The sequence below is a fragment of the Streptomyces sp. NPDC028991 genome (assembly GCF_055564775.1).
Genome location: NZ_JBVHVP010000026.1, coordinates 49,838 through 73,236, shown reverse-complemented (window position 1 = coordinate 73,236; position 23,399 = coordinate 49,838). Strand labels below are relative to the sequence as shown.

Here is a 23,399-nt window from a genome sequence, read left to right as displayed (position 1 = left end):
AGAAGTACCAGCTCAAACCCCGCGACTGGGCCACCGCCGCCCGCGAGGGCACCACCATCGCCCCCCTCATCACCAAGCTCAACACCATCCGGCGCGCCCACCCCGCGCTGCACCGGCTCAGGAACCTGCGCTTCCACCGGACCGACAACGACGCGCTGATCGCGTACAGCAAGCGCGCGGGGTCCGACCTCGTGCTGGTGGTAGCCAACCTCGATCCCCACCGCGCCCAGGAGGCCACGATCTCGCTCGACATGCCGCAGCTCGGCCTCGACTGGCACGAGTCGGTGCCGGTCCACGACGAACTCACCGGCGACACCTACCACTGGGGCCGCACGAACTACGTGCGGCTGGAGCCCGGCCGGGCCCCCGCTCACGTCTTCCACGTCCGCCGGCCGTCCGCCGCCGCGCCCCAGAACGGAGGGTCAGCAGCCTCATGACCGTCAACGAGCCCGTGCCGGACAAATTCGAGGACACACCGGCCAGGGACCGGGACCCGGACTGGTTCAAACGAGCCGTCTTCTACGAGGTCCTCGTCCGCTCCTTCCAGGACAGCAACGGCGACGGCGTCGGTGACCTCAAGGGCCTCACCGCCAAGCTGGACTACCTGCAGTGGCTGGGCGTGGACTGCCTGTGGCTCCCGCCGTTCTTCAAGTCGCCGCTGCGCGACGGCGGCTACGACGTCTCCGACTACACCGCCGTCCTGCCCGAGTTCGGCGACCTGGCCGACTTCGTCGAGTTCGTGGACGCCGCCCACCAGCGCGGCATGCGCGTCATCATCGACTTCGTCATGAACCACACCAGCGACCAGCATCCGTGGTTCCAGGAGTCACGCCGGGACCCCGACGGCCCGTACGGCGACTACTACGTCTGGGCGGACGACGACACCCGGTACGCCGACGCGCGGATCATCTTCGTCGACACCGAGGCGTCCAACTGGACCTACGACCCGGTCCGCGGGCAGTACTACTGGCACCGCTTCTTCACCCACCAGCCGGACCTGAACTACGAGAACCCGGCCGTCCAGGAGGAGATGCTGGCGGCGCTGAAGTTCTGGCTGGACCTGGGCGTCGACGGCTACCGCCTCGACGCCGTGCCCTATCTGTACGCCGAAGAGGGCACCAACTGCGAGAACCTGCCCGCCAGCCACGCGTTCCTCAAGCGCGTCCGCCGCGAGATCGACGCGCACTATCCCGACACCGTGCTGCTGGCCGAGGCCAACCAGTGGCCGGAGGACGTCGTCGACTACTTCGGCGACTACTCGGCGGGCGGCGACGAGTGCCACATGGCGTTCCACTTCCCGGTCATGCCCCGCATCTTCATGGCCGTACGCCGCGAGTCCCGCTACCCCGTCTCCGAGATCCTCGCCAAGACCCCGGCCATCCCGTCCGGCTGCCAGTGGGGCATCTTCCTGCGCAACCACGACGAGCTGACCCTGGAGATGGTCACCGACGAGGAACGCGACTACATGTACGCGGAGTACGCCAAGGACCCGCGCATGCGCGCCAACATCGGCATCCGGCGCCGGCTCGCCACCCTGCTGGACAACGACCGGGACCAGATCGAGCTGTTCACCGCCCTGCTCCTCGCCCTCCCGGGCTCGCCGATCCTGTACTACGGCGACGAGATCGGCATGGGCGACAACATCTGGCTCGGCGACCGCGACGCGGTGCGCACCCCGATGCAGTGGACGCCGGACCGCAACGCCGGCTTCTCGACCTGCGACCCGGGGCGCCTCTACCTGCCGGCGATCATGGACCCGGTCTACGGCTACCAGGTGACGAACGTCGAGGCCTCCATGGCCTCGCCCTCCTCCCTGCTGCACTGGACCCGCCGCATGATCGAGATCCGCAAGCAGAACCCCGCCTTCGGCCTGGGCACCTACACCGAACTGCCGTCCTCCAACCCCGCCGTACTCGCCTTCCTGCGCGAGTACGAGGACGACCTGGTGCTGTGCGTGAACAACTTCGCCCGGTTCGCCCAGCCCACCGAACTCGACCTGCGGGAGTTCGCCGGACGCCATCCGGTCGAGCTGTTCGGCGGGGTCCGCTTCCCCGCCATCGGTGAACTGCCGTACCTGCTGACCCTCGGGGGCCACGGCTTCTACTGGTTCCGGCTCACCCGAGTCGCATCCCGCATCGGCCGCCGCGTTTGAGCGCGGGCCGAGGAAAGGACGCGTCACCATGCCGAAGACCGCATCCCTGCGCCCGAGACGCAGGCATCTCGCCGAGCCCATGTCGTCGCTCGGCGAGCTGCTGCGTCAGTGGCTGCCGCGCCAGCGCTGGTTCGCGGGCAAGGACCGGCCCGTGGCCGAGCTCGGTCTGCTGTCGATGACCGAGCTCTTCCCGGGCTGTCTGCACCTCCTGGTGCACACCGGGCAGGGTCCGGTGCCCGCTCCGGGCGGCACTCCCCCGGCCGGCGACTGCTACCAGCTGCTGCTGGGCGTGCGCGAACAGCCCTCGCCGCGCCTGGGCCGGGCGCTCATCGGACAGGTGCAGGACGGCCCGCTGGCCGGCCGGACGGTCTACGACGCGCTGCACGACCCCCGGTCGGCCCAGCTGCTCCTGGAACGGCTCAGGCACCCCGGCGAGGCGGGGCCGCTGCGCTTCGAGTCCGACCCCTCACGGCCGGTGCCCGGCGGACTCGTGCCGCGGCTGCTGGACGCCGAGCAGTCCAATTCCTCGCTGATCTACGGCGACGAGTTCATCCTGAAGCTCTTCCGGCGCGTCCAGCCCGGCGTCAACCCCGACCTCGAGGTGCCGGACGCGCTGGCCAGACAGGGCTGCGACCGGGTCCCCGCACCGGTGGCGTGGATGCGGACGACCCATCCCTACGAGGCGACGCTCGGCGTGCTCCAGCCCTTCCTGCACGACGCCTCCGACGGGTGGACCCTCTCCCTGAACGCGCTGGCGTCCGGCGACGACTTCACCGTGCAGGCCCACGAGCTGGGGCGGGCGATGGCCGACGTGCACCTCGCACTGGCCTCGGCCTTCCCGGCCGGCCCTCCCGGGGAGAACGGCCGGACGGCGGCGGCGATGACCGAGCGGCTGACCGCCGCCGCGCACTGCGTACCGGCGCTGCAGCCCTTCGTACCCGGTCTGCGGGCGGCCTTCGCGGCGCTGTCCACCTGCGACTCCGGACCGCCCGCCCAGCGCATCCACGGCGACCTGCATCTCGGCCAGGTGCTGCGGGCCGGCCGGGACTGGTTCGTCATCGACTTCGAGGGCGAACCGTCCCGACCGCTGTCCGAACGGCGCAGCGCCCACTCCCCCGTGCGGGACATCGCGGGCATGCTGCGCTCCTTCGACTACGCCGCCCGGCAGCGCCGCCCGTGGCGCCCCGAGTGGGCGCGCCGCTGCCGGGAGGCGTTCTGCGCCGGCTACGCCGCCCGCGCCGGGTGGGACCCCCGTAAGAAGCACGGCCTGCTGCGCGCCTACGAGACGGACCGCGCCGTGTATGAGGTGCTGTACGAGGCCCGGCACCGCCCCGACTGGCTTCCCGTACCCATGGCGGCGATCGAACGACTCGCCGTGAGAGGAGACTGACCCGTGGCCCTCCGCGACACCTCGCTTCCCGAGCCGTCCGGTCCCGTCCCGCCCACCCCCGGTGCGTGCGGGACCGCCCCGCCCCTCGACCCGACCGACCGGGGGCGCCTGCTGGCGGGCGCCCACCACGATCCGCACGCCCTGCTCGGCGCCCACCCGGTCCCGGGCGGCGTCGCCTTCCGGGCGCTGCGCCCGTTCGCCCGCGGGGTGAGCGTGGTCGTCGACGGCGAGCGCCACGCCCTCGCGTCGGAGGAGGACGGTCTCTTCTCCGGTGTCCTGCCGCTGGCGGAGATCCCCGCGTACACCCTCGTGGTGGCGTACGAGGAAGGCGAGCACGAGACGCACGACCCGTACCGCTTCCTGCCCGCCCTCGGCGAGCTCGACCTGCACCTGATCGGCGAGGGCCGGCACGAGCAGCTCTGGCAGGCGCTCGGCGCGCATCCGATGGCCCACGAGGGCGTCACCGGCACCCGGTTCACGGTGTGGGCGCCGAACGCCCAGGGGGTGCGGGTCGCCACCGACTTCACCCACTGGGACGGCACGGCGTTCCCGATGCGCTCGCTCGGTTCGTCCGGCGTGTGGGAGCTGTTCCTGCCGGGCGTCGGTGAGGGCACCCGGTACAAGTTCGAGATCCACTCGCGGTACGGCCACCGGTTCCTCAAGGCCGACCCGATGGCCCGCGCGGCTCAGGAGCCCCCGGACACCGCCTCCGTCGTGACCTCCTCGGAGTACGAGTGGGGCGACGGGGAGTGGCTGCGGACCCGGGCCGAGACGCCCGTGCACGAGGCGCCGTTCTCCGTGTACGAGGTGCACCTGCCGTCCTGGCGGCCGGGGCTGACCTACCGCGAGCTGGCCGAGGCGCTGCCCGCGTACGTCAGGGACCTGGGCTTCACCCACGTCGAGCTGATGCCGGTCGCCGAGCACCCCTACGGCCCGTCCTGGGGCTACCAGGTCACCGGCTTCTACGCGCCCACCGCACGCCTCGGCTCGCCCGACGACTTCCGGTACCTGGTCGACGCCCTGCACCGGGCGGGCATCGGCGTGATCATGGACTGGGTGCCGGCGCACTTCCCGAAGGACGACTGGGCGCTGGCCCGCTTCGACGGGGACCCGCTGTACGAGCCCGGGGACTCCCGGCGCGCGGAGCACCCGGACTGGGGGACGTACACCTTCGACTTCGCGCGGACCGAGGTGCGCAACTTCCTCGTGGCGAACGCGGTGTACTGGTGCGAGGAGTTCCACATCGACGGGCTGCGCGTGGACGCGGTCGCCTCGATGCTCTACCTGGACTACTCGCGCGACTCCGGCCAGTGGGAGCCCAACCAGTACGGCGGCCGGGAGGACCTGGCGGCGATGGCGTTCCTCCAGGAGATGAACGCGACCGTCTACCGGCGTTGCCCCGGCGTGGTGACCATCGCCGAGGAGTCGACCGCCTGGGGCGGGGTGACCCGGCCCACCGACACCGGCGGGCTCGGCTTCGGGCTGAAGTGGAACATGGGCTGGATGCACGACTCGCTGGAGTACGTCGCGCACGAGCCGGTGCACCGCAAGTACCACCACCACGAGATGACCTTCTCGATGGTCTACGCCTACAGCGAGAACTACTGCCTGCCGATCTCCCACGACGAGGTGGTGCACGGCAAGCAGGCGCTGGTGTCGAAGATGCCCGGCGACTGGTGGCAGCGGCGGGCGAACGTCCGCGCCTACCTCGGCTTCATGTGGGCGCACCCGGGCAAGCAGCTGCTGTTCATGGGGCAGGAGTTCGCGCAGGGCGCCGAGTGGTCGGAGAAGCAGGGACCGGAGTGGTGGCTGCTGGACGAGGGATACCACTCGGCGGGCGACCACCGCGGCATCCAGGACCTGGTACGCGAACTCAACACCCGCTACGGGCGGACCCCGGCCCTGTGGCAGCGTGACACCGATCCGGCCGGCTTCCGCTGGGTCGCCGTGGACGCGGCCGAGGACAACGTCTTCGCGTTCCTGCGGCTGGACGCGGACGGCACCCCGTTGCTGGCGGTGTCGAACTTCTCCCCGGTCGTCCGGCACGAGTACGGCCTCGCCGTCGGCGACGAGGTCGCCGCCTGGCAGGAGGTGCTCAACACCGACGCCGAGGAGTACGGCGGCAGCGGCGTGAGCAACCCGGACCCGGTCAAGCCGGAGGACGGGGGCATCCGGGTCACGCTCCCTCCGCTGGCCACGGTGTGGCTGATGCCGTACGGCCTGTGAGGCACAGGGGCGGGACCAGGTGTCCGGCCGCCGTCCCGGGGCAGTCGATGGGCCTACGAGCGAGTAGCCCCCGTCGTCTCCGCGGCCGGGCCCACAGAAAGGCGGCACCTCGTGCGCACCGTCGGAGTGGAGGAGGAACTCCTCCTGGTCGACCCCGAGACCGGCGAGCCGCGGGCCCTGTCCGCCGCCGTGCTCGCCCGGGCCTCGCTGGTGGATGCCGGGCAGGACGTGTTCGAGAAGGAGCTGCACGAGCAGATGCTCGAGTTCGCCACGCATCCGCAGGCGGACATGGGGCGGCTGCACGCGGAGATCGTCCGCTGCCGTGAGGAGGCCGGACGGCACGCCGGGGGTATCGGCTGCGCGGTGGCCGCGCTCGCCACGTCGCCGCTGCCGGTGACCCCGTCGGTCGGTGTGAACCGCCGCTACGAGTGGATGGCCGAGCAGTACGGCGTCGTGGTCCAGGAGCAGCTCGTCCTGGGCTGTCACGTGCACGTCTCCGTGCAGTCCGACGAGGAGGGCGTCGCGGTCATCGACCGGGTGCGGCCGTGGCTGCCGGTACTGGCCGCGCTGAGCGCGAACTCCCCGTTCTGGCAGGGCAGGGACTCGTCCTACAGCAGCTATCGCAGCCGCGTCTGGCAGCGCTGGCCGTCGGCCGGTCCGACGGAGCTGTTCGGTTCGGCGGAGCGCTATCACCGCCGGGTCGCGGACATGCTCGCGACCGGCACGATCCTCGACGAGGAGATGGTCTACTTCGACGTCCGGCTGTCCCAGCGCTACCCGACGGTCGAGTTCCGGGTCGCGGACGTCTGTCTGGACGCGGGAACGGCCGTCGTCGTCGCCGCCCTCGCCCGCGCGCTGGTCGACACGGCCGCACGGGAGTGGCGGGAGGGCGGGGAACCCGCCGCGCACAGTGTGAGTCTGCTGCGTCTCGCGGCCTGGCGGGCGGCCCGGTCCGGGCTGACGGAGGAACTGCTGCATCCCGCGACGATGCGGCGGATGCCGGCCGAGACGGTCGTACGCGCGCTGCTGGACCACGTCGGGGAGGCACTGGCCGCCGACGGCGACCTCGACCGGGTGCGGGACGGCGTCGCCGACCTGCTGCGGCACGGCAACGGTGCCCGGGTGCAGCGCGAACTGCTGGAGCGCACCGGCAGCCTGCGGGACGTCGTCACCGAGTGCGTGCGCCGCACCCAGGCGGCCTGAGACGCCCCGCGGAGCCGTCGCTCCTCGAACCTCCTCAGAGGATCAGGACCAGGGCGTACCCCAGGAAGCCCGCCGCGATGAGCAGCACCAGGGCGAAAATCACGATCAGGGGTGCCTTGGCCCAGCCCTTGGGCGGATTGTCGCCCTCCCACGGGCCTGCCTCGGACATGCTGCTCTCCCCCGGCGGGGTCTCGCCGGGCGGCACACCGCCTCCCTGCTCCAGTCCGGTGGTGCGTTCGGGTTCCGGGTCGGGGTTCGTGTAGCTCATGCCGTCCGAGTCCCCCGATCCGTCCGAGATCACCAGGCGGGAACACTTCCTCCGTCCCGGCCCCCCGCCGCCCGCGGCTCCGCTAGATTCCGAACACGGCCGATGACGGTGCTCGTCGGCGGTGTCACCGTCCGTACACGTCAGGAGCCAGCGCATGCGCGACCTCGCTCTCGCTCCCCCGGCCGTCCCGCCCCTGACCGGCGGGCTCGCCGACAGCCTTTTCGAGACCGCCGCCCGGAATCCGACGCTGCCGATGCTCGCCCGCCGTTCCGGCGCGGACTCGGCCGTCTGGCAGGAGGTGACCGCCGTGGAGTTCCGTGACGAGGTGGTCGACCTGGCCAAGGGGCTGATCGCGTGCGGGATCTCGCCCGGCGACCGGGTGGCCATCCTGGCCCGCACCCGCTACGAGTGGACGGTCTTCAGCTACGCGCTGTGGACGGTGGGCGCCGAGGTCGTGCCGATCTATCCGACCTCCTCGCGCGACCAGGTCGAGTGGATCCTGCGGGACGCCGGCTGTGTGGCCGTGGTGGTCGAGGACGAGCAGAGTGTGATGACCGTCGGGTCGGTGTGCGCGTCGCTGCCGTCGCTGCGTCACGTCTGGCAGTTGGACGCGGGCGCGATGGACACGCTCGTGGCGCGCGGCGGGTTCCTCCCGTTCGCCACGGTCGACTCCATGCGCCGCATCGTGCTGCCGGACTCCACGGCGGTCGTCGCCTACACGTCGGGCACGTCCGGCCGCGCCATGGGCTGCGCGCTGAGCCACCGGAGTCTGGCCAGTCCGTGCGACACGCTGATCGCGGGCTGGGGCCACACGGTGGCGCCGCCCGGGGAGCAGGGCGTCGTCCTCGCCTTCCTGCCCTTCTCCCACGTGTACGGACTGATGATCCAGAGCCTGTGCGTCCGGGGCGGGCTGCTCATGGGGCACGAGCCGGCGATGACCGCGGAAGCCCTGTCCTCGGCGCTGCGCTCCTTCCGGCCGACGTACCTCTACGCCGTCCCGTCCGTCCTGGAGAAGCTCTACAAGAACTTCCTGCGCACCGCTCAGAAGGCGGGCCGCGGGGCGCTGTTCGAGCGGGCCGCCGAGACGGCGCGGGACTTCGCCGCCGCGCTGGAGCGCCAGCGGCTGGGCAGGGGGCCGGGGCCCGGCTTCGACCTCCGCCTCCAGCACGCCCTGTACGAGCGGACGGTGTACCGCCGGCTGCGGAGCGCGCTGGGCGGACGGGTGCGCCGCGCGACGTCCGGTGGTTCGCCGCTCAGCCGCGAGTTGTCCCTCTTCTTCGAGGGCATCGGCGTCTACGTCCACGACGGCTACGGCCTGACGGAGACCAGCGGCGGGCTGACGATGCAGCCGCTGGGCCGGGAGAAGTCCGGCACCGTGGGGCAGCCGCTGCCCGGGATGGAGATCCGGGTGGCCGACGACGGGGAGATCCTGGTGCGCGGGCCGTCGCTGTTCCAGGGATACATCGGTGACGAGGCCGCCACCCTCGGGGTGCTGCGCGGCGGCTGGCTGGCCACCGGGGACCTCGGGCACCTGGACGACGAGAACTATCTGGCGATCACGGGCCGCAAGAAGGACATCATCATCACCAGCGGCGGCAAGAGCGTGGCCCCGGCCGCCCTGGAGCAGCGGCTGCGCATGCACCCGCTCGTCCACCAGGCGGTGGTCGTGGGCGACAACCGGCCCTGCGTCGGCGCCCTGATCACGCTCGACCCGGAGTTCCTGACGCACTGGCGGGCGGGCCTGGCCCTGCAGGGCGACGCCCCGGTCCGGGAGGCACGCGAGGAGAACGCGCTGCGGGAGGAGGTCGCGCGGGCCGTCGCCGCGGCCAACAGTGCCGTGTCCCGCTCGGAGTCCATCCGGGTCTTCCGCGTCCTGCCCGATCCGTTCGACGTGGCCAACGGGCTGCTCACCCCGTCGATGAAGCTGCGGCGGGACGAGATCGTACGGACCTACGCCTTCGAGATCGACGCGATGTACGAGGCGCGGGCGCGGCACCGGGCGCCGGCGCCGCCTCAGGAGCCGGCCGGCTGGGAGGACTCGGACAGCGTGTTCTTCCGGTGACCGGGCACATCTGCGGACAAGCGCGGGCGCTCCGGTGAGGTACCGGCGCGCCCGCGCGGTCGTCGTGCGGTGTGCCGGCCGTGCGTGACCTGGCGGCGTGACGGGGAGCCGCCGTCACCGGTCATCGAGATCCGGTGTGCTCAGCCCTCCGGGTTCCCTCGCGGCCCCCGCCGCTCTCGGGGAGCCGGACCGAGGGTGACGGTGCCGTCGCCCCTGGCCACCGCCCCCCGGCCCGCCACAACGAGGCGCGTAGGGTCGGTCGGCACGGGAACTAACAAACGAAGGGAATGCGAAGAAGGGACGACGCCCGGCCGATGCCGGGCCGGGAAGGCGAAATGGCAGCCGAGTCGCGTTGGGACAGGACACTGGCTTCCGAGGAGATCACGAACCGCACCGCCAGCTTCACCGGGGAGCTGCACAATGTGACCGGTGCGCGGCTGGTCGCGGAGGAATTCCTCTACGACCTGGCCCGTGCGTCGCCACCCTCGCAGCCGGAGCACTGGGACGACATCCTCCTCGTCGTCACCGAGCTGGCGGCGAACGCGGTGCAGTACGCCCCGGGACCGTTCACTCTTCGGCTGCGCCGTACCTTCGACGGTGTGCACGTGGTGATGCACGACACGAGTACGACCGAACCGGCGCCACGTCCCTTCCACCCGAGCAACGGCGGCGGCGGCATCGGCTGGCATCTGATCCACACCCTGTCCGACCAGGTGAGCGTCGTCACCGGCGAGCGGGGCAAGGACATCCACGTCTTCCTGCCCTGGTGACCGCTCCGGTCAGGGCACGTCCGCGTCGCGCAGGGGCACCAGCACACTGATCGACTTGCCGCCCCCCGGATGCCGGTCGACGGCGATGTCGCGGGCCAGCCGGGCGACGAGCGGCCAGCCGTAGCCGCTGCCGCGGTGCGTGGTGGGGAAGGCGTACGCGGCCCGGGGCACCACCGCGCTGTGGTCGCGGACCGCGATCCACATGCCCTCGCCCGTGGGCCGGACCTCGAAGCCGGCCAGCCCGCCGCCGTGCAGGATCGCGTTGGTGACCAGCTCCGAGACCACGAGCAGCAGGTCGACGACGTCCTCCTGCCGCGCGCCGCGGCCCGCCCCCCATCGGGCGCGCGCCACCGACTCCGCGTACGCACGTGCCGTCGCCGCACTGGTCACGGCACCCGGTGCCGGCACGCCGGGCGGCGCGTAGCCGGATGAGGCCGTGGTGATCCCGTCGGTTGGTTCCATGTCAGTGGTGTCCCTGGTGTTCGCCGTGCCGTCGTTCGGCACCGGTTCAGTCCGCGGCGGTGTCCCGCGGCGGCAGCCGGTGGTAGTAGTCGCCGACGGACGCCAGGTAATGCCGGTCCATCGTCTCGCTGTCGGTCCGGAACCGGGGCGCGGCCTTGACCTCCGCCCTGCTGCAGGCCACGGTGACCGTGCGGGCGTCCGGATCGATGCCCCTGACCATGCCGACCGGCACGAGCACGCTCCGGCCGAAGACCCAGACGCCGGTGTCGACGACCAGGTGCCGCATGCCGAAGTGGTCCGCCTGGCGGTCCACGTGACCGATGGTGCCGTCGTTCGCGACGACGGTGCAGCCCGTCAGGTCCTGTCCCTCCGTGAAACCACTGCCCGCCGCGTACGACCAGATGCTCTCCATCGGCACGCTGTCCCTTTCCTCCCGCGTCGGTGACGACTGCCGGGCCGGGCCGACGCCATGGGCCGGACCGGCTCCACAGCAGCAGATACCCGGCCCGGGCCGCCGCATTCGGGCCCGGTGGGCCAATCGGCGGCGGCGGCACCGGACCGGGAGCCCGACGGCCGGTTCCGCGAGCGCGGCACGGTCCGCCCGGAACCGTGCTCCACAGGGTGACGTCCCGCTTTGTTCGGACCCGCGACCTGGGTTAGCCTCTGGCGTATTTTTCTCATGGAGCAGTTCCGCATGGGGCAGATCCGTGAACTGCGGGAATGCACGCACGACAGACCGGGCCGCGCAATCGGTCCGGAGGGGGTTGCCGAGTCCTCGGTCCGAGGGCTCCTGGGGAGCGGAACGAGGGTGCGCATGACCAGCGACAGCACCGGGACCGTCGACACGGTTCCGGGCGATCAGGAATTGCGGCGTCTCCTGGCGGGCCTCACGGCCGTACGGGACGGCGACTTCGGCACCCGTCTGCCGGACGAGGCGGACGGCCTGATGGGCGACATCGCCAAGGTCTTCAACGGCATGGTGGACCAGCTGTCCGTGTTCACCTCCGAGGTCACCCGAGTGTCGCGCGAGGTGGGCACGGAGGGAACCCTCGGCGGTCAGGCGAAGGTGCCGGGCGTCTCGGGCACCTGGGCCGACCTGACGGACTCGGTCAACGCCATGGCGGGGAACCTGACCACCCAGGTCCGTGACATCGCCCAGGTCGCCACGGCGGTGGCCGAGGGCGATCTGTCGCAGAAGATCGACGTCGACGCCCGCGGCGAGATCCTCGAGCTCAAGAACACCATCAACACGATGGTCGACCAGCTCTCCGCCTTCGCCGACGAGGTCACCCGCGTCGCCCGCGAGGTCGGCACCGACGGACGCCTCGGCGGCCAGGCCGACGTCCAGGGCGTCAAGGGCACGTGGCGCGACCTCACCGACTCGGTGAACTTCATGGCGGGCAACCTGACCAGCCAGGTCCGCAACGTCGCCCAGGTGGCGACCGCCGTGGCCGAGGGCGACCTGTCGCAGAAGATCACCGTGGACGCCCGCGGCGAGATCCTCGAGCTCAAGAACACCATCAACACGATGGTCGACCAGCTCTCCGCCTTCGCCGACGAGGTCACCCGGGTCGCCCGCGAGGTCGGCACCGAGGGCAACCTGGGCGGGCGCGCCCAGGTGCGCGGTGTGTCGGGTACCTGGAAGGACCTGACCGACAACGTCAACTCCATGGCCAACAACCTCACCGGCCAGGTCCGCTCCATCGCCCAGGTGGCCACCGCCGTGGCGCGCGGCGACCTGTCGCAGCGGATCACCGTCGAGGCCAAGGGCGAGGTCGCGGCGCTGGCCGACGTCATCAACACGATGGTCGACACGCTGTCGGCGTTCGCCGACGAGGTGACCCGGGTGGCCCGCGAGGTCGGCACCGAGGGCCGGCTCGGTGGCCAGGCGCACGTGCCGAACGTCGCCGGGACCTGGAAGGACCTCACCGACAACGTCAACTCCATGGCCAACAACCTCACCGGCCAGGTGCGCAACATCGCGCTGGTGACGACCGCGGTGGCCCGGGGCGACCTGTCGAAGAAGATCGACGTCGACGCGCGCGGCGAGATCCTGGAGCTCAAGACGACGATCAACACGATGGTCGACCAGCTCTCCGCCTTCGCCGACGAGGTCACCCGCGTCGCCCGCGAGGTCGGCACCGAGGGCCGGCTCGGCGGCCAGGCCGAGGTGGAGGGCGTCTCCGGCACCTGGAAGCGCCTCACGGAGAACGTCAACGAGCTGGCCGGCAACCTCACCCGCCAGGTCCGCGCGATCGCCGGGGTCACCTCCGCGGTCGCCGAAGGCGACCTGACCCGCTCCATCAACGTGGAGGCGTCGGGCGAGGTCGCCGAGCTCAAGGACAACATCAACTCCATGGTGGAGTCCCTGCGCGAGACCACGCGGGCCAACCAGGAACAGGACTGGCTCAAGAGCAACCTCGCCCGGATCTCCGGCCTGATGCAGGGGCACCGGGACCTGCCCGTGGTCGCCGAGCTGATCATGGACGAGCTGGTCCCGCTGGTGTCGGCCCAGTACGGCGCCTTCTACCTGGCCGAGGACGGCGACGACGGGCCCGAGCTGCGGCTCGTCGGCTCCTACGGTTACCCCGGGGAGGCGAGCAGGCCCACCCGCATCGCCTTCGGCCGCACCCTGGTCGGCCAGGCCGCGCGCAGCCGGCGCACCATCGTGGTGGACGAGCTTCCGCCGGGCTACGTGACCATCTCCTCGGGCCTCGGCGAGGTGGTGCCGGCCGCTCTGGTGCTGGTGCCCATCGTGGTCGAGGGGCAGGTCCTCGGCGTGATCGAGCTGGCGTCGGTCACCTCGTTCACACAGATCCACCGGGACTTCCTGGAAATGCTGATGGAGACCATCGGCGTGAACGTCAACACGATCGTGGCCAACGCCCGTACCGACGAGCTCCTCGCCGAGTCGCAGCGGCTGACCGCCGAACTCCAGGCCCGCTCGGCGGAGCTCCAGGTGCAGCAGGAGGAGCTCCAGCGCTCCAACGCCGAACTGGAGGAAAAGGCGTCCCTGCTGGCGACGCAGAACCGGGACATCGAGGCGAAGAACCTGCAGATCGAACAGGCCCGGCAGGAACTGGAGGCCCGTGCCCAGCAGTTGTCGCTGGCCTCGAAGTACAAGTCGGAGTTCCTGGCCAACATGAGCCACGAGCTGCGCACCCCGCTCAACAGCCTGCTCATCCTCGCCCAGCTGCTGGCCCAGAACCCGTCGCGCAACCTCACCCCGAAGCAGGTCGAGTACGCGGGCATCATCCACTCCGCGGGCTCGGACCTGCTCCAGCTGATCAACGACATCCTGGACCTGTCGAAGGTCGAGGCGGGGAAGATGGACGTCGCCCCCGAGCGCGTGGCGCTGCGGCAGCTCATCGAGTACGTCGAGGCCACCTTCCGGCCGATGACGACGCAGAAGGGTCTGGAGTTCAACGTGACGACGGCCGCCGGAGCACCGGCGGACCTGCTGACCGACGACTCCCGGCTCCGCCAGGTGCTGCGCAACCTGCTGTCCAACGCGGTGAAGTTCACCGAGCGGGGCGGGGTGGAGCTGGCCGTCGAGCCCGCGCCGGACGACGAGGTGCCCGCGGGCGTGCTCCGGGGTGGTGCCGTGGTGGCCTTCCGGGTGAGGGACACGGGCATCGGCATCCCCGAGCAGAACCTGGAGTCGATCTTCGGCGCCTTCCAGCAGGCCGACGGCACGACCAGCCGCAAGTACGGCGGGACGGGACTGGGGCTGTCCATCACCCGGGAGATCGCCCAGCTGCTCGGCGGCGCCGTCACGGTGGACAGCACGCCCGACCGGGGCAGCACCTTCACGCTGTTCCTGCCCGTGGCGCGGCCCGACTTCGAGGAACTGCTCGCCCCGGGCCGGGAGCACGCCCCGGTCGCGTCCCCCGCCGACGCGCTCGCCCGTACCGCACCGGTTTTCGAGATCGCGGGCGGCCACCGGCAGCGCCCGCGGCGCCTGCTGGTCGTGGAGGAGCGTCCGCGCGGTCTGCTGACCCTCGTCGCGGAGAGCGTGATCGCGGACCTGACGCACGGACGGGACGACACGGGTGACCGGCCGCCGCTCGACGTCATCACGGCCGTGGGGGCGCAGGAGGCCGTCGGCGCGCTGGCGGCCGAGCCGTGCCACTGCGTCGTCCTGGAGCTGGGCATGCCGGACTCGGAGGCGTCCCGGTTCCTGGAGGCGTTGCGCGACGACTCGGCGCCGCCGAGCGTCCCGGTGCTCGTGCACAGCGGTCACCGCGCGGACGCGGCGCTGGAGGAGAGCCTGCGCGCCGGGGCGGACGGCGGTGCGCTGGAGTTCCTCTCCAGCCTCGACGAACTGCGGGAGCGCATCGCACTGCACCTGGCCGCCGAGGAGCCCGGGGACGTGCTCTCCCTGGTCCGGCCCGAGGAGTCGCGGAGCCCGGCCCCCGAGGCCGTGGGCGACTCGCCGGCCGGACGCACCGTCCTCGTCGTCGACGACGACGCCCGCAACCTCTTCGCGCTCAGCGGCATCCTGGAGCTCCACGGCTTCCGGGTCCTGCACGCGGAGAACGGGCGCCGGGGCATCGAGACGCTGATGGCCCATCCGGACGTCGCGCTGGTCCTGATGGACGTGATGATGCCGGAGATGGACGGCTACACGGCGACGGCCGAGATCCGCCGGATGCCCCGCTACGCCGAGCTGCCGATCATCGCGGTGACGGCGAAGGCGATGCCCGGCGACCGGGAGAAGAGCCTCGCCTCGGGCGCCAGCGACTACGTCACCAAGCCCGTGGACACCCAGGACCTCATGGCCTGCGTCCGGCGGTGGCTGCCCGCATGAGCGCGCCGGCCCCCGTCCCGTACACCGGTGGGCCGGGCGGTGCGCGGCGGGCCCCGTCGCGCACCGCGGCGGTCTCCAGCCGAGGAGCGTCCTCATCGTGAACATGTCCGAGCAGCCGCGCGAACCGGCCGGCGGCGCGCCACGGGACGCGACCGCCGCGCCGCTCCCGGCGCCCGGCCCGGCGCAGTCCTGCGCGGTCGACGGGCCGGCCGCCGACCTGCGCGGAATGACCCCGCTGTCGCCCGTGGGGAGACTGGCGGCCACGGTGGACCGGCTCAGCCGCGAGGTGCGGGCCGCCCAGGCGGAGGCCGAGGGCCGGGCCTTGATCGAGCTCGCCAAGGGCATCCTGGTGGCGCGGCTCGGATGCGGTCCGGCGCAGGCCGCCCGGCAGCTCGCCGAGCTGGCCGAGCAGTCCCAGGTGACGCCTCTGGAGTTCGCGGTCGACGTCATCAACCAGGCGGCCCGGGACCGGATGTCGGAGGTGACGGACGCGTTCCTGACGGCCACCGCCGCCGTACGGTCCGCGTCCGCCGAGGGCGGCGCCGACGGCACGGCGGCCGGGGAGGCGGTGGCCGAGTCGGCCGCCGTGCGCCTGCGGGCGGCCGAGAGCGGCGCGCTGGCCGCGGACGACACCCAGGCCGTGGCCGACGCCCTGCTCGAGCAGGCGCTGCGCCCGCTCGGCGCGGTCGCCGTGGCCATCTGGGCGGCCGGGTACGACGGGTCGCTCACGCTGGCCGGCAGCGCGGGGTTCTCGCCGGCCGAGGCCACCCGCTGGCGTTACGTGCCGCCGGACGTGGCGACGGTGGCCCGCTCCGGGCTGACCGAGCGCGCGGGCCAGTGGATCACCTCCCTGGCCGGGACCGGGCTGCCCAGCGTGGGCCGGCACCAGTACCCGGAGGGCGGCAGGGCCGCCGTGCCGGCCGGTACCGGGGGGCGCATCCACGGCGTGCTGGAGATCGCCTGGCCGGTGCCGCTGGCGCCGCAGCCGCCCCAGGTGGTCCGGCAGGTGGAGGCCCTGGCGGAACTGTGCGCGCACACCCTGGAGACGTACACGCCGCCGCGCGCCGCCGGGCAGGAGCCGCGGATCATGCCGGACGCGGTGGAGCTGATGGACCTGGCGGACGGCCTGTACGACCCCGCCCTGGTCCTGGTGCCCTATCTGGACGCCTCCGGGCACCTGGCGGACTTCCGCATCCAGCACGTGAACAAGAGCTTCCAGGATCCCGCCGGACGGCCGCGTGCCGTCGTGGGCGGCGCGCTGCTGCTGGAGGCCTATCCGATGGCCGCCGGGGACAGCGAGCTCTTCCGGTACGTGGAGCGGGTGTACGCCACGGGCGAGCCGTTCCGGGCCCGGCGCATGAATCTGACCGCCCTGGTGGACCAGGTGCCGCTGTCGGCGGTCGCGGACATCAGCGTCAGCCGGCACGGCAACGCCGTGCTGCTCATCTGGCGCATCGAGGACGAGACGGCCCGGCTGGCCAGCCTCCTCCAGCACGCCCAGCGCCTCGGCCGGATCGGCGGCTTCGAGGAGAACCTGCTGACCGGCGAGATCACCTGGAACGGACAGCTGTTCGACCTGTACGGACGTCCGCGGACGAGCACGCCGGTGCCGCTGGAGGAGCTGACCGCGCACGCCCACCCGGACGACGCCGTCACCATCGGCCGGTTCCTGCGGACGCTGCTGCACCACCGGCGGCCGGCGTCGGCGGGGTTCCGGCTGCAGCGTCCCGACGGGGTGACCCGGCACGTCCGGGCGGTGGCCGAACCGGTCCTGGACACCGACGACCGCCTTCTCGCCGTACGAGGCGCCTACCAGGACATCTCGGCACAGCACTGGACGGAGGTGGCGCTCGCCGCGACGCGCGACCAGCTGGCCCACAGCGAGCAGCAGGCCATCGAACGCAACCGGCTGACCCTGCAACTGCAGCACGCGATCATGCCGCCGGCCCAGACCCCGCTCAAGGTGCCGGACCTCCAGGTGGCCGTCCGGTACCGGCCCGCCGAGACGGAGCAGCTGGTGGGCGGCGACTGGTACGACGCCGTGATGCTGCCGAGCGGGCGGGTGCTGCTGTGCGTGGGGGACGTGGCCGGGCACGGCATAGAGGCCGCGACCAGCATGGTGGTCCTGCGCAACGCGCTGCGCGGCCTGGCGGTGACCGGGGCGGGGCCGGGCCAGCTGCTGTCGTGGCTGAACATCGTGGCGCACCATCTGACGGGCGGGGTCACGGCCACGGCGGTGTGCGGGCTGTACGACCCGTCCCGGCGCACGCTGCGCTGGGCCAGGGCGGGGCACCTGCCGCCGGTGCTGGTCCGGGGCCCGGAGGCCAAGCCGCTGCCGCTGCTCAGGGGCATGCTGCTGGGAGCGGTGGCCGAGGCGGCGTACGAGGAGGACGAGGTGTCGCTGGCCGGCGAGGACACGCTACTGATGTACACCGACGGCCTGATCGAGCGCCGCGACCGCTCGTTGGAGGAGGCGCTGGCCCAGTTGCTGGGCACCGTCCGTCCGACGCCGAACACCCTCGATCAGCATCTGGACCGGCTGCTCACCTACAGCAGGTCGGACACGGACGACGACACGTGCCTCGTGGGCATCCGGGTCGGGGGACGCGACGCGTGGGATTCCGGTCCCGACCGGGCAGGTATGACGTACGGATTCGGGGGTAACCGCCGGGTCGCGGCGGTACACGACGCCCACCGCCCGGCCGTTTTGTTGGAGGTACACGTGCCCATAGCCCAGAACCCGCTGTCCGTCGAGGTGTCGCTGCCCCGGGAGGAGGTCGCGCTGCTCACGGTGGAGGGCTACCTGGACGTCGACACCGCGACCGAGTTCCAGCACCATCTGGCCAACCAACTGCACCACGGCCGACGGCACTTCCTGCTGGACCTCTCCAAGGTGCCGTTCATGGACTCGTCCGGCATGAACATCATCCTGCGGGTCTATCAGGAGGCACGCGAGCTGCCGGGCAGCGTGCACATCATCTCGCCCACCGCTGCGGTGCGGCGCGTTCTGGACCTGACGGGGGTGAGCATCACGGTGCCGGTCTCCGAAAGCCTCGACGAGGCGCTCTCCCGCGTCGACGCCCAGCCGGAGGGGCCGCGGATACCGGAGGCGTGATTTCCGCCTCCTACCCGGCACTCATCCGGACCGTTCGCGCGGGAGCAGGTGTCGTACGTGGTCGGCGGGTGGTTACAGTTGTCGCCCGGCAGAGTCACGTCGCCGTCACGTCGCCTCCTGGGCTGTGCGGCGCAACGCGGATGAGGAGTGGAACAGGTGCCGGAACAGGCGGAGGGAACAGCGGGATCGCCGACGAACGAGGTCAGGGACTTTCTGCGGCGCCGCCGTGAGCAGATCGCCCAGCGATGGGCGGACGAGCCCTTGTTCCGGGCCGTGTTCACCGTCTCGCGCGACGAGGCGGTCGAGGCGGGCAAGGCCGTGGTGGACGCGCTGGCCCAAGTGGCCGACGCGGCGCGGGTGGAGGACCCGGACGCCGCCGGATTCACGACGGTGCGCGAGCAGTTGGCGCGGATGGGTTCGGCCCGCTCGCGGGCGGGCCTGAGCACCGCCCAGGTGTCGAGTGAACTGGCCACCCTGCGCCCGCCGGTCGAGAACCTGCTCCTGGCCGATCTGCCGGACGCCTCGCCCGACGAGGCGCGGGCCTGCGTCACCACGCTGAGTGTGCTGATAGGCACGTTGCGCGTCGTGGTCATGCAGACGGCGCTCAGTGAGGGACAGGCCCTCATCGACCGCCAGCGGTTGCAGTTGCTGGAGGTGGCCACGCCCGTCATCAAGCTGTGGGACGGCATCGTGGCCGTTCCGCTGATCGGGACACTCGACAGTGCCCGCAGCCAGGTCGTCATGGAAACCCTGCTGGAGTCCATCGTGGAGCAGCAGGCGCGCTACGCGATCCTGGACATCACCGGGGTGCCGACCGTCGACTCGCTGGTGGCCCAGCACCTGATGAAGACGGTCGCGGCGGCCCGGCTGATGGGCGCCGAGTGCATCGTCTCCGGCATCCGGCCCGCGATCGCGCAGACCATGGTCCACCTCGGTCTGGACCTGGGCACCGTGGTCACCCGGGCGAGCCTCGCCGACGCGCTGGGGTACGTACTGCACCAGCTGGGGGTCGGCATCGTGAACCCCGTCGCGAACGGGCCGGTCACGCGGTGAACGAGGCATTCCCGGGGCCCCACGCGGGTCCCGCGACGGGTCATGTTCCGGTCCTCCGGCTCGGCGACGTGCTGCTGGTCACCCTGCAGGGCGACCTGCACGACAGCACGGCGCAGCAGCTCCAGCAGGACCTCGCGGAGACCATCTCCCACAGCGGCGCCAGCGGTGTGATCATCGACATCTCCGGTGTGGACATCGTCGACTCCTTCCTCGGCCGGGTCCTGGCGGAGATCGCCGGGCAGACCGAGCTGCTGGCCGCACGCACCGTGGTGGTCGGCATGCGGCCGGCGGTCGCGATCACCCTGGTGGAGCTCGGCCTGACGCTGCCGGGGGTGCACACCGCGCTCAGTACCGAGGTGGCCATGGACCTGCTGACGCGGCATGCTCCGTCGTCCCGCTTCGGCGGCCTGCGCCAGGAGAGTCCGTGATGCACACCGCCGCGGGCGCCCAGGCCCGCCTGCCGATCCGTTCGGACATGGATCTGGTGTGGGTACGTCAGCACGTACGGCAGGCGGCCGCCCAGCTCGGCTTCGGTCTGGTGGACCAGACGAAGCTGGTCACGGCGGCCAGCGAACTGGCCCGCAACACACTCGTGTACGGCGGCGGCGGAACGATGGAGACGGAGCCCCTCGCGGAGCGGGGCGCGCAGGGGCTGCGGCTGACCTTCAGCGACGAGGGACCGGGCATCGCGGACCTGGAGCAGGCGCTCAGCGACGGTTTCACCTCCGGTGGCGGGCTGGGGATGGGGCTGGGCGGCGCACGGCGCCTGGTGCACGAGTTCGCGATCGAGAGCAGCCCGGGGGCGGGCACCACCGTCCGGGTGACCTCCTGGGCGGGCCGGGCGCCCCGTCCGCGTGAGGAGTCCTGATGCCGCGCGTGTGGGACGTCCCGGTGCACGACTCGACCCGGGTGCGTGACGCCCGGGTGGCCGCGGAGCACGCGGCGGCCCTGGCCGGGCTGGACGAGCAGCGCACCGCCACCGCGGCGCTGGTGGCGACCGAGCTGGCCACCAACCTGCTCAAGCACGCCGGAGGTGGACAGGTCCTCATCGACGTCGTCGCTCCGCCCGTCCTCACGGCGGGCCGCGACGAGAGCCGGCTCGTGCAGATCTGCACGGTGGACCACGGGCCGGGGATCGCCGACGTGTCCGCCGCCCTGCGCGACGGTTTCAGCACGACGAGCTCCCTCGGCGCCGGTCTCGGCACCTGTGCCCGCCTCGCCGACGACTTCGACCTGCACAGTGCTCCCGGGCGGGGCACGGTGGTGGTCGCCCGGGTCGGCGCCCTGCCCGGCGGCGGTGCCGTGGGGCCCGGCCCGGCGGCCGGGGTACGGGCCGGCGCGGTGAACGTCCCCTTCGGCGGGGGCGACTACTCGGGCGACGCCTGGGCCTGGGTCCGGTCCGGGGACCGGGTCACGCTGATGCTGGCCGACGGGCTCGGCCACGGCCCGGAGGCGGCCCACGCCTCGACCGCCGCCGTCGAGGCGCTGCGGGGTTCGGCGCACCTGACGCCCGCCGAGGCGCTGCGGCGGCTCGACACGGCGCTGGGCGGCACCCGCGGCGCGGCCGTCGCGGTGGCCCAGGTCGACACGCGCGCCGCCGTGCTCAGGTTCGCCGGCATCGGCAACATCGGGGCGCGGCTGTGCGCGGGCGGCACCTGGCGGCATCTGGTGTCCCGGCCCGGCATCGTCGGCACCCACCGGCCCACGACCCTGCGCGAGGAGGAGGCGGCCTGGGCGGACGACCGGGTGCTGGTCCTGCACAGCGACGGTCTGCCGAGCCGCTGGAAGCCGACACCCGAGACCTGCCGTACGGCGGCCGATCCGGCCGTGACGGCGGCCGTGACGGTCCGCGACGCCAGCAGTCCGGCCCGCCCGGTGCGGGACGACACCGCGGTGGCCGTACTGGCCCCGACCCCGCCGGATGCCCGATGACCGGTACCGGGCACATCACCGACGCGGCCGGGACCACCGTCACCGCCCGTCCGGCCGCCGCCCACGGCGTACCGCCCCTGCGACACCGACGACCAGTGACCCCACCCACCGACAACCCCGCCCGCCCGGTGCAGCACGACACCGCCGCGACTGGTCCGGCCCCGACCCCGCTGGACCGTCCATGACCCGAACCTGGCACATCACCGGCATCACCGACGCCGCCCAGGCACGCATCACCACCGCCCGCCTGGCCGCCGCCTACGGCGTGCCGCCCCTGGAGCGCGCGCGGCTGGTGGCCTCGCTCGGGGCGCAGTTGCGGTTGTGCCTGGCCAAGGGCGGTACCTGGCGGCTCACCGTGGAGGCGGGCACGGCTTCCCGCGCCACGCCGGAGGCCGGGCAGGGTGTGCTGCACGCCGTGCTGACGCCGTCGCGGGACGCCGCTGCCGCCGGGGAACCGCCGTGGCGGGTCACGGTGCCCTGCCCGGAGGCCGTGCCGACCGCCGACGCCGACGTCTCGGCGGACGATCCGGCCGCGCTCGCCGAGGCCCTGCTGGGGACCGACGAGGACACCGTAGTGGTGCTGGACCGGCTCACCGAGCAGGAGGACCTGGTCGACTTCCACCGGGAGGAGCTGCACCAGACGAATCAGGGCGTCGTGGCCCTGCACGCCGAACTGGACGCCGCGGGGCGGGCTCAGCGGGAGGCGTTCGCCGCCGAGCGCAAAGCGCGTACGGAGGCGGAGAACGCCCGTCGCAGGCTGACGTTCCTGGCGGACGCGAGCGCGGTGCTGACGGCGTCCCTCGACCACCACGAGATCGTGCGCCGCCTGCCGGAACTGCTGGTGCCCGAGTACGCCACGACCGTCGACGTCTGGCTGTTCGACCAGGACGGCGACCGTCCGGGCCCCGCGCACGCGGCCGCCGCCGTGATCGCCGCCCGCACGGGGCGGCCCCAGTACGCCGCCGCACACCCCGGCGGCCTGCCGGGCGTCGACGACCAGCCGCCCTCGGCGCTGGCCCCGGAACGGCCCCTGCTGTGCATCCCGTTGCCGACACGACAGGCGCCACTGGGCGTGGTGACCCTGTCCCCGCCCGGGGAACGCTGGGACCCGGACGACGCCGTGATGCTGATCGAGCTGACCCGCCGGGCCAGTACCGCGATCGACCACGCCCAGCGCTACCAGCACAACCGGGACATCGCGGAGACCCTCCAGCGGGCGCTGCTGACGGAACTGCCCGCGCCGCCGGGTCTCGCCCTGGCCGCGCGCTACCTGCCCGCCACGCACGGGCTGAACGTCGGCGGCGACTGGTACGACGCGTTCCGTCAGCCCGACGGCGGCGTCATCGCCGTGGTCGGCGACGTGACCGGGCACGGGCTGCGCGCGGCCGTGATGATGAGCCAGCTGCGCACCGCGCTGCGGGCGTACGCCGTGGACGGCGGCAGCCCGGGCCGGCTCCTGACCCGGCTGCACACGTTCCTGCACCACCTCCAGCCCGACCTGTTCGCCACCGCCGTCATCGCGCGTTTCCATCCCGACGACCCCACCCTGACCTGGGCCGCCGCCGGCCATCCGCCGCCGGTGCTGCGTACCCCGGACGGACGGGTCCAGACCCTGGACGCCAAACCGGGTGCCATGCTCGGCATCCCGCTGAAGCAGGAGATCGCCGACCACACCGTGCCGCTGGCGCCGGGTTCGACGCTCGCGCTGTACACGGACGGCCTGATCGAGCGGCGTGCCCTGGGCATCGATCCGGGCATCGCGCGGCTGGCGGAGGCGCTCGGGTCGTTCGGCTCGGCGGAGCTGGAGTCGGACCTGGAGGGGTCGGCCGACGGCATCCTGCGTCCCCTGCTCAGCGACTCCGAACGGGACGACGACGTGTGCCTGCTGCTCTGCCACCTGCGCGGATCCGGCTGACCAGCCCGGCCCGGCACCGGGCCGGGCACGACTCGCCCACG

General features: G+C 72.5%; 16 protein-coding genes and 2 pseudogenes. 15 read left to right on the top strand and 3 right to left on the bottom strand.

All coding sequences use genetic code 11. The features are described from left to right. From ACZ4V1_RS31560 to ACZ4V1_RS31540, 5 genes and pseudogenes are all read left to right on the top strand, one after another. Positions 1-437 (top strand): annotated as a pseudogene (locus ACZ4V1_RS31560) (alpha-1,4-glucan--maltose-1-phosphate maltosyltransferase); the annotation flags it as partial. Continuing rightward, a complete protein-coding gene (treS, locus tag ACZ4V1_RS31555) occupies positions 434-2,152 on the top strand; it encodes a maltose alpha-D-glucosyltransferase (protein ID WP_468343059.1) in 1,719 nt (572 codons plus the stop codon). The pseudogene ACZ4V1_RS31560 and the gene treS, both read left to right, overlap by 4 nt. Before the next feature lie 28 nt (positions 2,153-2,180). Beyond that, a complete protein-coding gene (locus tag ACZ4V1_RS31550; RefSeq protein ID WP_468343056.1) occupies positions 2,181-3,542 on the top strand; it encodes a maltokinase N-terminal cap-like domain-containing protein in 1,362 nt (453 codons plus the stop codon). 3 nt (positions 3,543-3,545) lie between these two features. Next, a complete protein-coding gene (gene glgB / locus ACZ4V1_RS31545; protein WP_468343053.1) occupies positions 3,546-5,768 on the top strand; it encodes a 1,4-alpha-glucan branching protein GlgB in 2,223 nt (740 codons plus the stop codon). A 111-nt stretch (positions 5,769-5,879) separates the two neighbouring features. Continuing rightward, complete coding sequence (locus ACZ4V1_RS31540) at positions 5,880-6,971, top strand: glutamate--cysteine ligase (protein ID WP_468343050.1); 1,092 nt, start codon at positions 5,880-5,882, stop codon at positions 6,969-6,971. 34 nt (positions 6,972-7,005) lie between these two features. Here the strand turns inward: ACZ4V1_RS31540 and ACZ4V1_RS31535 are convergent, their stop codons facing one another. Continuing rightward, positions 7,006-7,239, bottom strand: coding sequence for a DUF6480 family protein (locus ACZ4V1_RS31535; RefSeq protein WP_468343047.1), 234 nt, complete (start codon positions 7,237-7,239; stop codon positions 7,006-7,008). Positions 7,240-7,393: 154 nt separating this feature from the next. On the opposite strand from ACZ4V1_RS31535, the gene ACZ4V1_RS31530 reads away from it, so the two are divergent. Both ACZ4V1_RS31530 and ACZ4V1_RS31525 read left to right on the top strand, forming a co-directional pair. Continuing rightward, positions 7,394-9,301, top strand: a complete 1,908-nt coding sequence (locus tag ACZ4V1_RS31530; protein ID WP_468343044.1) for an AMP-dependent synthetase/ligase — start codon at positions 7,394-7,396, stop codon at positions 9,299-9,301. Positions 9,302-9,636: 335 nt separating this feature from the next. Next, positions 9,637-10,071, top strand: a complete 435-nt coding sequence (locus ACZ4V1_RS31525) for an ATP-binding protein (RefSeq protein WP_386311086.1) — start codon at positions 9,637-9,639, stop codon at positions 10,069-10,071. A gap of 9 nt (positions 10,072-10,080) precedes the next feature. Here ACZ4V1_RS31525 and ACZ4V1_RS31520 read toward each other — a convergent pair whose 3' ends face one another. Together ACZ4V1_RS31520 and ACZ4V1_RS31515 are read right to left on the bottom strand one after the other, a co-directional pair. After that, positions 10,081-10,533 carry an ATP-binding protein gene (locus tag ACZ4V1_RS31520; protein ID WP_468343040.1) on the bottom strand — a complete coding sequence of 151 codons (453 nt, stop codon included), beginning with the start codon at positions 10,531-10,533 and terminating at the stop codon, positions 10,081-10,083. A 46-nt stretch (positions 10,534-10,579) separates the two neighbouring features. Continuing rightward, positions 10,580-10,945, bottom strand: coding sequence for a PRC-barrel domain-containing protein (locus ACZ4V1_RS31515; RefSeq protein ID WP_468343081.1), 366 nt, complete (start codon positions 10,943-10,945; stop codon positions 10,580-10,582). A 402-nt stretch (positions 10,946-11,347) separates the two neighbouring features. Between ACZ4V1_RS31515 and ACZ4V1_RS31510 the strand changes: the two genes are divergently transcribed. The 8 genes and pseudogenes from ACZ4V1_RS31510 (at position 11,348) to ACZ4V1_RS31475 (ending at position 23,358) form a co-directional block, all read left to right on the top strand. Beyond that, positions 11,348-15,343 carry a HAMP domain-containing protein gene (locus ACZ4V1_RS31510; RefSeq protein WP_468343037.1) on the top strand — a complete coding sequence of 1,332 codons (3,996 nt, stop codon included), beginning with the start codon at positions 11,348-11,350 and terminating at the stop codon, positions 15,341-15,343. 97 nt (positions 15,344-15,440) lie between these two features. Beyond that, positions 15,441-17,945 (top strand): annotated as a pseudogene (locus ACZ4V1_RS31505) (SpoIIE family protein phosphatase); the annotation flags it as partial. Between the two features lie 39 nt (positions 17,946-17,984). After that, the gene (locus ACZ4V1_RS31500) at positions 17,985-18,458 is read left to right on the top strand and encodes an STAS domain-containing protein (protein ID WP_468343078.1); all 474 of its coding nucleotides are present in this window, start codon (positions 17,985-17,987) and stop codon (positions 18,456-18,458) included. Between the two features lie 156 nt (positions 18,459-18,614). After that, positions 18,615-19,511: an STAS domain-containing protein gene (locus ACZ4V1_RS31495; RefSeq protein ID WP_468343033.1), complete on the top strand. Its 897-nt coding sequence runs from the start codon at positions 18,615-18,617 to the stop codon at positions 19,509-19,511. Then, entirely contained in the window at positions 19,508-19,939 is a 432-nt protein-coding gene (locus tag ACZ4V1_RS31490) for an STAS domain-containing protein (protein WP_468343030.1), read from the top strand. The genes ACZ4V1_RS31495 and ACZ4V1_RS31490 overlap by 4 nt, the downstream gene beginning before the upstream one ends. Then, positions 19,939-20,379: an anti-sigma regulatory factor gene (locus ACZ4V1_RS31485; RefSeq protein WP_468343075.1), complete on the top strand. Its 441-nt coding sequence runs from the start codon at positions 19,939-19,941 to the stop codon at positions 20,377-20,379. Before ACZ4V1_RS31490 ends, ACZ4V1_RS31485 begins: the two co-directional genes overlap by 1 nt. Then, on the top strand, positions 20,379-21,443 hold the full coding sequence (locus tag ACZ4V1_RS31480) for an anti-sigma regulatory factor (protein ID WP_468343027.1): 1,065 nt from the start codon (positions 20,379-20,381) through the stop codon (positions 21,441-21,443). The genes ACZ4V1_RS31485 and ACZ4V1_RS31480 overlap by 1 nt, the downstream gene beginning before the upstream one ends. Positions 21,444-21,624: 181 nt before the next feature. After that, on the top strand, positions 21,625-23,358 hold the full coding sequence (locus tag ACZ4V1_RS31475) for a PP2C family protein-serine/threonine phosphatase (RefSeq protein ID WP_468343024.1): 1,734 nt from the start codon (positions 21,625-21,627) through the stop codon (positions 23,356-23,358). Positions 23,359-23,399 lie beyond the last annotated feature (41 nt).

Bases quoted from the DNA above. Each gene is read 5' to 3' on its own strand.
- treS (WP_468343059.1), top strand. From the start codon at position 434: ATGACCGTCAACGAGCCCGTGCCGGACAAATTCGAGGACACACCGGCC.
- ACZ4V1_RS31515 (WP_468343081.1), bottom strand. From the start codon at position 10,945: ATGGAGAGCATCTGGTCGTACGCGGCGGGCAGTGGTTTCACGGAGGGA.
- ACZ4V1_RS31520 (WP_468343040.1), bottom strand. From the start codon at position 10,533: ATGGAACCAACCGACGGGATCACCACGGCCTCATCCGGCTACGCGCCG.
- ACZ4V1_RS31480 (WP_468343027.1), top strand. From the start codon at position 20,379: ATGCCGCGCGTGTGGGACGTCCCGGTGCACGACTCGACCCGGGTGCGT.
- ACZ4V1_RS31530 (WP_468343044.1), top strand. From the start codon at position 7,394: ATGCGCGACCTCGCTCTCGCTCCCCCGGCCGTCCCGCCCCTGACCGGC.
- ACZ4V1_RS31485 (WP_468343075.1), top strand. From the start codon at position 19,939: ATGCACACCGCCGCGGGCGCCCAGGCCCGCCTGCCGATCCGTTCGGAC.
- ACZ4V1_RS31535 (WP_468343047.1), bottom strand. From the start codon at position 7,239: ATGAGCTACACGAACCCCGACCCGGAACCCGAACGCACCACCGGACTG.
- ACZ4V1_RS31500 (WP_468343078.1), top strand. From the start codon at position 17,985: ATGACGTACGGATTCGGGGGTAACCGCCGGGTCGCGGCGGTACACGAC.
- ACZ4V1_RS31550 (WP_468343056.1), top strand. From the start codon at position 2,181: ATGCCGAAGACCGCATCCCTGCGCCCGAGACGCAGGCATCTCGCCGAG.
- ACZ4V1_RS31475 (WP_468343024.1), top strand. From the start codon at position 21,625: ATGACCCGAACCTGGCACATCACCGGCATCACCGACGCCGCCCAGGCA.
- ACZ4V1_RS31525 (WP_386311086.1), top strand. From the start codon at position 9,637: ATGGCAGCCGAGTCGCGTTGGGACAGGACACTGGCTTCCGAGGAGATC.
- ACZ4V1_RS31510 (WP_468343037.1), top strand. From the start codon at position 11,348: ATGACCAGCGACAGCACCGGGACCGTCGACACGGTTCCGGGCGATCAG.